The following is a 6,685-nucleotide window of genomic DNA, read 5'->3' on the forward strand; positions in this document are numbered from 1 at the left end:
AAATGCAACGGGCCCGGGGGACACCGGGGCGCTACCTCACCCCGGAACCCCCCACGGAACTAAGGGCCCCCCCGGGCCCCGTGGGGGGGTTTTCCCCCCCCCCCCCCCCGGGGAGGCGACAAGTGCCTCGCTCACGGACTTACTTCACCGCGACCTGGGAGATGTCCAGGACGCCGGTCCAGTCGCTGATGACGATGTTCCTGACGTCCTCGCCGTACAGGCGCTTGTAGACGGGGTGGAACAGCGGCACGACGAGGGCCTGCCCGCCGATCTTCCTGTCCAGTGCACCCCACCGCTTGGCGGCCGCGTCAAGGTCGGTCAACCTGTTGATCGCGTCAATCTCGTCATTGACCGACTTGTCGTTCAGCAGACCCGTGTTGAAGTTCGCTCCGTCCTTGACGATCTGCCGGCCGTCGAAGATCGGGGCGAGGAAGGGACCGCCGGAGGGCCAGTCGGCACCCCAGTGGGCGAGGAAGAAGCCGGGCTCGGTCCGCACACTGTGGATCTTGTCCGAGTAGTCGTTCTCCTCCAGGCCCTGCAGCTTGACCGTGATGCCGGCCTTCTTGAGCGCGTCCTGGACAGCGGTAGCGATCTCGGGGCTGGTCTCGAAGTCCTTGCTGTTGGAGTGGGTCAGCGTGACGGTGAGGCCGTTCTTGTGACCGGCCTGCGCCAGCAGCTCCTTGGCCTTGGCCGCGTTGCCGCTCCTACCGGCGGGGAAGAGGTCGTAGGGCGTGTAGCCGAAGGACTTCTGGTCGGGCAGGAAGGTGGTGGCGGGCTCGGCGAGCGCCGAACCGCCGGCGGCGTTGACCACGGAGGAGCGGTCGAGGGCGTACGAGATCGCCTGCCGCACCTCGGGGTTGTCGAACGGCTTCACCTTCGGGTTGAAGGCGATGTAGTCGGTGTAGCCGAAGCGGCCGGTGCCCACACGCGCGGCCAGTTCCTTGTCGCCCGTCACCTTGGCGAGTTCGGCCGGGCCGAGGTTGGTGTCCGTGGTGACGGCGGCCGCGTCCGCTCCCTGGGACGTCGACAGCCGCTGGTTGATCACGGAGGAGTCGAGGCCGGAGCGGACGTCGATGGTGTCCGGGTAGGCCTTGCGCTCGGCGTCGACGGCCGTGGACCAGTGGGTGTTGCGCTTCAGGACGAGGTGCTCGCCGTCGTTCTCGTTCCTGACGACCTTGTAGGGACCGGACGAGATCGGGTGCTCCTCGTACTTGGTGCCCGTGTCCTCGGCCTTCGGGACCGGGGTGAACTGCGTCTGCGTGGCGAGGAACGGGAACTCGCCCTCGGGCTTGTTCAGGTGGAAGACGATGGTCCGCTCGTCCGGCGTCTCGATCGCCGAGAGGCCCTTCTTGTCCTTGTACGGCCCCTGGTAGTCGGCGGCGCCGACCAGCCAGTCCCTCAAGTAGGGTGCGCCGCCGGAGAGTTCGGGAGCGAAGGAGCGCTCGATGCCGTACTTGATGTCGGCCGAGGTGATCGGGGTGCCGTCCTCGTACTTCAGGCCCTTCTTCAGGGTGTACGTCCACACGGTCGCGTCCTTGTCGGGGCGCCCGGTGTCGGTGGCGAGGTCCGGGACGACCTCGGCGCCGGCCGCGCCGTTCTCGCGGTTGCGGGTGGTGAGGGTGCGGAACACCAGGGACGGGACGTTTCCGCCGCCGGAGGTGTAGAGGCGGGCGGGGTCGAAGTCCTGCTGCGGGTTGGAGTTCAGCACCGTGAGCGTGCCGCCCTTGTGCGGCGTGGAGTCGCCACCGGAACCTTGGCATCGTTGTCCTTCGGGCCGCAGGCGGCGGCGCCCGCTGCCACGACCAGGCTGACGGATGCCGCTGCCACGTGGCGCGCAATGACGGACGGTTGACGCATCGGAATGACGACCTCTCGGGGGAACTGATCGAGGGTTTCTCGAAAAGTGAGACAGATGGACGAGGGGTGAGACGGCTGCGGACAGACGTCGGCCCGGCGCCGGGTCGTCGAAAAATCCGTGACGGGGTCACGGACGGAAAAGGAAGGAAGGTCGCGACGCGAACGCCAGGGAGGCGGCGTCAGCGACAGTGGATGTCGGCCACGCAGAGAGCGGTCACGCCGAGCAGCGCCAGCTCGATGGCGGCGCTGTTGGAGACGGCATGACTAGACCACATGCGCAAAAATATGAACGACCTTGCGACGCATGTCAATCCGGCATAAGGGGCGCCTGTCAACTCCTGGGGTAGGGCCAGGGGTTGGGCAGACAGTGGATTCCGTCGTGGTCGAGGAACTTGGTCTGCTGCTGCATGACCGGGGCGAGTTCGCCGTTCTTCTGGCACGACACATGGCCGTGGCCGAGCCGGTGACCGATCTCGTGATTGATGAGCATCTGCCGGTATGCGTGGATCTTGTCCCCGTACGTCTTGCTGCCCTGTGCCCACCGGTAGGCGTTGATCATCACGCGCTCGGTGGACGCGGAGTCGCAGGAGACGTTGTCCTCCGTGGTGTCCAGGCCGGACTTGGCGCACCACTGGGCGGTGGTGCCGGGGCTGGCGAGCGTGATCACGAAGTCGGGCTTGCCGGAGGAGACGCGCTCGAAGGTGCGGGCGCCGCCGTGGGCCCAGCTGCGGTCGTCGTTGAGCGTCTTCTGCACGGCCTCGGCGAACAGCGCGCCGTCCAGGCCGAGTCCCTGCTCGACGTCCACCCGGTAGGTGTACTTCTGCCCCTTGCCGGGCGCCTTGTCGAAGCCGGGTACGGCGTCGAACTTCCCGGAACCCTTCAGCGTGGCGCCGAGCGGGTACGTCCGGTCCATCTTCTGCTCGTACGTCAGCGTCGCGACGCTCGGCGAGGCGGACGGGGCGCTCTGCCCTTGGGCGCGGGCGTCGCGCGCCTGGTCGGTGGCGGACTGCGAGCGCACGTCGCTCCCGTCGTGGCCGTCGGCGACCTGCCCGGCCACGACGACCGCGAGCACGGTGGTCACGGCCGCCGCCGCGATGCCCGTGAAGGCCCGCCCCTTGCCGCCGGCGCGCTGCGCGGGCACGCCGGCCGGCGGCGCCTCGCCGCCGTCACCGGTCCCGGCTGCCTCCGGCTCGTCGGGCCCGTACGACTCCTGCGCGGTGGCGGACTCGGTACGGCCTGCCCCACCGCCGCCGGCCCGGGGTTCGAAGACGTCGACGTCCTCCTCGAAGGCGTCGAGGTAGTCCTGTCGGGGTCCACCGCGGGAGCGCCCCGACCCGCCCTGCCGCTGCCGCGGGAAGGCGACACCGGGCCCGGCCGGGCCCTGCCGCACCCCGGAGGCGACCCCGGGACCGGCGCCGGCCGCCTCCGTGAACTCGCCCCAGCCACCACCGGCTTCACGCTGCTCGGGATGCCCACCCCGGGCCTGCGCCCCGCCCGCACCGAGACGAGGCACACCGCGCGCGGGCGTGCCGTCCGGCAGCCGGGGCACACCGTGGGCGGGCGTGCCGTCGGGGAAACGGGGCACACCTCGAGCCGGAGTGCCGTCAGGAAGCCGCGGCGCCCCCTGCACCGGAGTGCCCTCGGGCACACGCCGGCCACCCTGCACCCCCGGCCCACCCGGAAAACGCGGAACACCGCGCGCGGGCGTGCCGTCAGGAAGCCGCGGTACCCCCCGCGCAGGCGCTCCCGGCGGGGACCCGGGCGTTGTCCGGGCCGTGCCGGGGCGTGGTGCGTCGTACGCCTGGGGGCTGCCCTCCGGGGCCTGCCGCCGGCCGGGGAGGCCGGGCTGTCGGGGCTCGCTCGGAGTACCGGAGGCCGTGCTCCGTCCCCCTCGTTGTGCGCTTATGTCCCCGGAGTCGCCCTTGGGGGCCGGTCCGCGGCGGCTGTGGCGTCCCACCTCTGCCCTCAGCTCCCCGCGCTCGTGGCCGAATCGACGCCCGGCGCCGCGGCCTCCGCACTCCCGGACGCACCGGCGTCCGCCACGGACTCCGTCGCGCCCTCGTGGCCCACGGGGCCCGCCTCGCTCAACTCCCCGTCCCTTGCGAGGAGTTCCCGGAACGCTCCGGCCACCACCTCCGGGTACTCCATCATCGCCACGTGCCCCGCCTCCGGCAGGGACAGCAGGCGGGAGTCGCGGAAGGAGCGGGCTGCCTTGCGGGCCATGCGGAAGCCGACGAGCTGGTCACGGCCGCCGTAGATCAGCAGGGTCGGGGCGAGCACGCGCTCGGCCTGGCGCCACAGCCCGTGCTGACCCCCGAGGGTGTAGGCGTTGACGATCCCGCGCGCCGAGCGCGCCATCGCGTCCCAGAAGTACGGCAGCCGCAGCCGCCGCTCCAGTTCCTCCACGGCGTGCCCGAACGCCTCGGGCGACACCCGCCCGGGGTCGCCGTAGCACAGGCCCAGCACGCCACGCACCCGCTGCTCGGCCGTCCACTCCCTGGTGAGCCGGGTGAACAGCAGGGCCACGCCGGGAACTCCGAGCAGCGCCGTCGGCACCGCGCTGCGCTGCACGCGCAGCTCCGGCAGGGCGGGCGAGATCAGCGTGAGGGTGCGTACGAGGTCGGGGCGTACGGCGGCGACGCGCGTGGCGACCGCTCCGCCCAGGGAGTTGCCGAACAGATGGACCGGGCCGCGTCCGGCGGCGTCGAGGTGACGAATGACCGCGCGCGCGTGCCCGGTGACGGAGTAGTCGCCGTCGTCCGGGGGCGGGGAGTCGCCGAAGCCGGGCAGGTCGACCGCCTCGCTGTCGACGACGCCGTCCAGTTCCCTCATCAGCGAGGACCAGTTCTGCGAGGAACCGCCGAGTCCGTGGACGTACAGCGCGGGCGGCAGCCCCTCGCGCGCGGGGCGCCGCGAACGCACCGACAGGGTGACCCCCGGCAGTCCCACCGACCTCAGCCGCTCCCCTTCACCGACCCGGACGGGTGCCACCCTCGGAAGGACGCTGGCGGCCGGCAGGGACGGCGACTCGGTCGAAGACATGCGGGCAATGTTACGAGACGATCACGCTGTGGTTCATGTGTTCGCCGTCACAGGTTGGGTCACGCCGTGCTGGAAACCGCACCGGTGAAACCGCACGGCGAACGGCCTCCGATGGCATGGCGTCGGGATCGGGTGTCTCCTACGCTCGTACAGAGGGCACCCGCATGTGGCCCCTGCTGTTTCCAGGGACGTTCGTAGGAAGGGAGCCCACCATGGCCTATGACTCCATCGAGGACCCCATCGAGCCCGACGTGATCGAGGATGCCGAGAGCGGCGACAGCGCGGAGATCGACGTCGAGGCCCCCGAGGTGGATGCCGCCGAGCAGCACGCGGACCTCGCGCCGGAAGGCGACGACCCCCTGACCGGCGTGGATCCGGACCGCGGCAACGAGGCCGATCTCATCGAACAGGCGCGCGTGGTGACACTCGACGAGGACGACTACCGCTGACCTCACAGGACCGCGCGGGGCCTCTCCGACCGCGTAAGGAACGCTTCGCGGCTTTCATCGCCGTCCGGTACGTGAAATTCTGCGCTCGCACCGCGCACACCACGGTTACCGAAAAGTACGATGGCCGCGCGGCCGACACCGCATGTGGACGACTCTGGGAGGCGGCGTGACAGCCATCGAGCAAACTGAGGCGGCACGCCCGCGCGGCACCCGTCTGCCGCGCCGAGCCCGACGGAACCAGCTGCTGGGCGCCGCTCAGGAGGTCTTCGTCGCACAGGGCTATCACGCGGCGGCGATGGACGACATCGCCGAGCGGGCCGGCGTCAGCAAGCCGGTGCTCTACCAGCACTTCCCCGGCAAGCTCGACCTCTACCTCGCGCTGCTGGACCAGCACTGCGAGTCGCTGATCCAGGCGGTGCGCGGCGCGCTCGCCTCGACGACCGACAACAAGCAGCGCGTGCGGGCGACCATGGACGCCTACTTCGCGTACGTCGAGGACGACGGCGGTGCCTTCCGTCTGGTCTTCGAGTCGGACCTGACCAACGAGCCCGCGGTGCGCGAGCGGGTCGACAAGGTCACCAACGACTGCGCCGAGGCGATCTGCGACGTCATCGCGGAGGACACGGGCCTCTCGCGCGCGGAGTCGATGCTGCTCGCCTCGGGGCTCGGCGGCCTCGCCCAGGTGGTCGCGCGTTCCTGGCTGCACAGCGACCGCAGCGTGCCCCGCGACCAGGCGGTGCAGCTGCTGACCTCGCTGGCCTGGCGCGGCATCGCGGGCTTCCCGCTGCACGGCAGCGAGCACCACTGACGCACGTCTGTTCCCGCCGGGTGTTCGCTGATGGCGTTCCGGCCCGCAGCGTGTACGTCCCCTCACCGGGCTAATGTGTGCAGCGTACGGCGCGGAAGATCGCGCACATCACTGACCGTCGGAGGGACATAGCCGTGGAGGTCAAGATCGGCGTGCAGCACGCGCCCCGCGAGATCGTTCTGGAGAGCGGTCAGAGCGTCGAGGAGGTCGAGCGCGTGGTGTCGGAGGCGCTGGCCGGTAAGACGCAGCTGCTGAGCCTCGAGGACGAGAAGGGCCGCAAGGTCCTGGTACCGACGGACCGCCTGGCGTACGTGGAGATCGGCGAGCCGACCGTCCGCAAGGTGGGCTTCGGCGCCCTGTAGGACACAGCCCTGTGGGCAGGTGTGGCGGGGGGGGGGGGGGGGGGGGGGGGGGGGGGGGGGGGGGGGGGGGGGGGGGGGGGGGGGGGGGGGGGGGAGGGGGGGGGGGGGAGGGGGGGGGGGGGGGGGGGGGGGGAGGTGGTCGCATCGCTGGCCGCCGCAGAGCGGCC

At 71.2% G+C, this 6,685-nt stretch carries 6 protein-coding genes and 1 pseudogene; 3 read left to right on the forward strand and 4 right to left on the reverse strand.

Annotated elements, in window-relative coordinates; all coding sequences use genetic code 11:
* Nucleotides 1-139: 139 nt before the first annotated feature.
* The 4 genes and pseudogenes from AC07CM_RS12220 to AC07CM_RS12235 all read right to left on the reverse strand — a co-directional run bounded on the left by AC07CM_RS12220 (nt 140) and on the right by AC07CM_RS12235 (nt 4,899).
* A pseudogene (locus AC07CM_RS12220) lies at nt 140-1,857 on the reverse strand (ABC transporter substrate-binding protein).
* 179 nt (nt 1,858-2,036) lie between these two features.
* Nucleotides 2,037-2,132: an Ms4533A family Cys-rich leader peptide gene (locus AC07CM_RS12225; RefSeq protein ID WP_478876279.1), complete on the reverse strand. Its 96-nt coding sequence runs from the start codon at nt 2,130-2,132 to the stop codon at nt 2,037-2,039.
* Nucleotides 2,133-2,188: 56 nt separating this feature from the next.
* Nucleotides 2,189-3,814: a DUF3152 domain-containing protein gene (locus AC07CM_RS12230; protein ID WP_478876280.1), complete on the reverse strand. Its 1,626-nt coding sequence runs from the start codon at nt 3,812-3,814 to the stop codon at nt 2,189-2,191.
* A gap of 8 nt (nt 3,815-3,822) precedes the next feature.
* Nucleotides 3,823-4,899: an alpha/beta fold hydrolase gene (locus AC07CM_RS12235; RefSeq protein ID WP_478876281.1), complete on the reverse strand. Its 1,077-nt coding sequence runs from the start codon at nt 4,897-4,899 to the stop codon at nt 3,823-3,825.
* 212 nt (nt 4,900-5,111) lie between these two features.
* On the opposite strand from AC07CM_RS12235, the gene AC07CM_RS12240 reads away from it, so the two are divergent.
* From AC07CM_RS12240 to AC07CM_RS12250, 3 genes are all read left to right on the forward strand, one after another.
* Nucleotides 5,112-5,348, forward strand: coding sequence for a hypothetical protein (locus tag AC07CM_RS12240; RefSeq protein WP_478876282.1), 237 nt, complete (start codon nt 5,112-5,114; stop codon nt 5,346-5,348).
* Between the two features lie 166 nt (nt 5,349-5,514).
* Nucleotides 5,515-6,156, forward strand: coding sequence for a TetR/AcrR family transcriptional regulator (locus AC07CM_RS12245; protein ID WP_055706875.1), 642 nt, complete (start codon nt 5,515-5,517; stop codon nt 6,154-6,156).
* 134 nt (nt 6,157-6,290) lie between these two features.
* Nucleotides 6,291-6,518, forward strand: coding sequence for a DUF3107 domain-containing protein (locus AC07CM_RS12250; RefSeq protein WP_388382469.1), 228 nt, complete (start codon nt 6,291-6,293; stop codon nt 6,516-6,518).
* The last annotated feature ends 167 nt before the right edge of the window (nt 6,519-6,685 follow it).

Source organism: Streptomyces sp. NPDC044061 (genome assembly GCF_056434305.1).

Excerpts from the sequence above, each read along its gene's own strand:
- AC07CM_RS12225 (WP_478876279.1), bottom strand. The coding sequence starts at position 2,132 with ATGTGGTCTAGTCATGCCGTCTCCAACAGCGCCGCCATCGAGCTGGCG.
- AC07CM_RS12235 (WP_478876281.1), bottom strand. The coding sequence starts at position 4,899 with ATGTCTTCGACCGAGTCGCCGTCCCTGCCGGCCGCCAGCGTCCTTCCG.
- AC07CM_RS12240 (WP_478876282.1), top strand. The coding sequence starts at position 5,112 with ATGGCCTATGACTCCATCGAGGACCCCATCGAGCCCGACGTGATCGAG.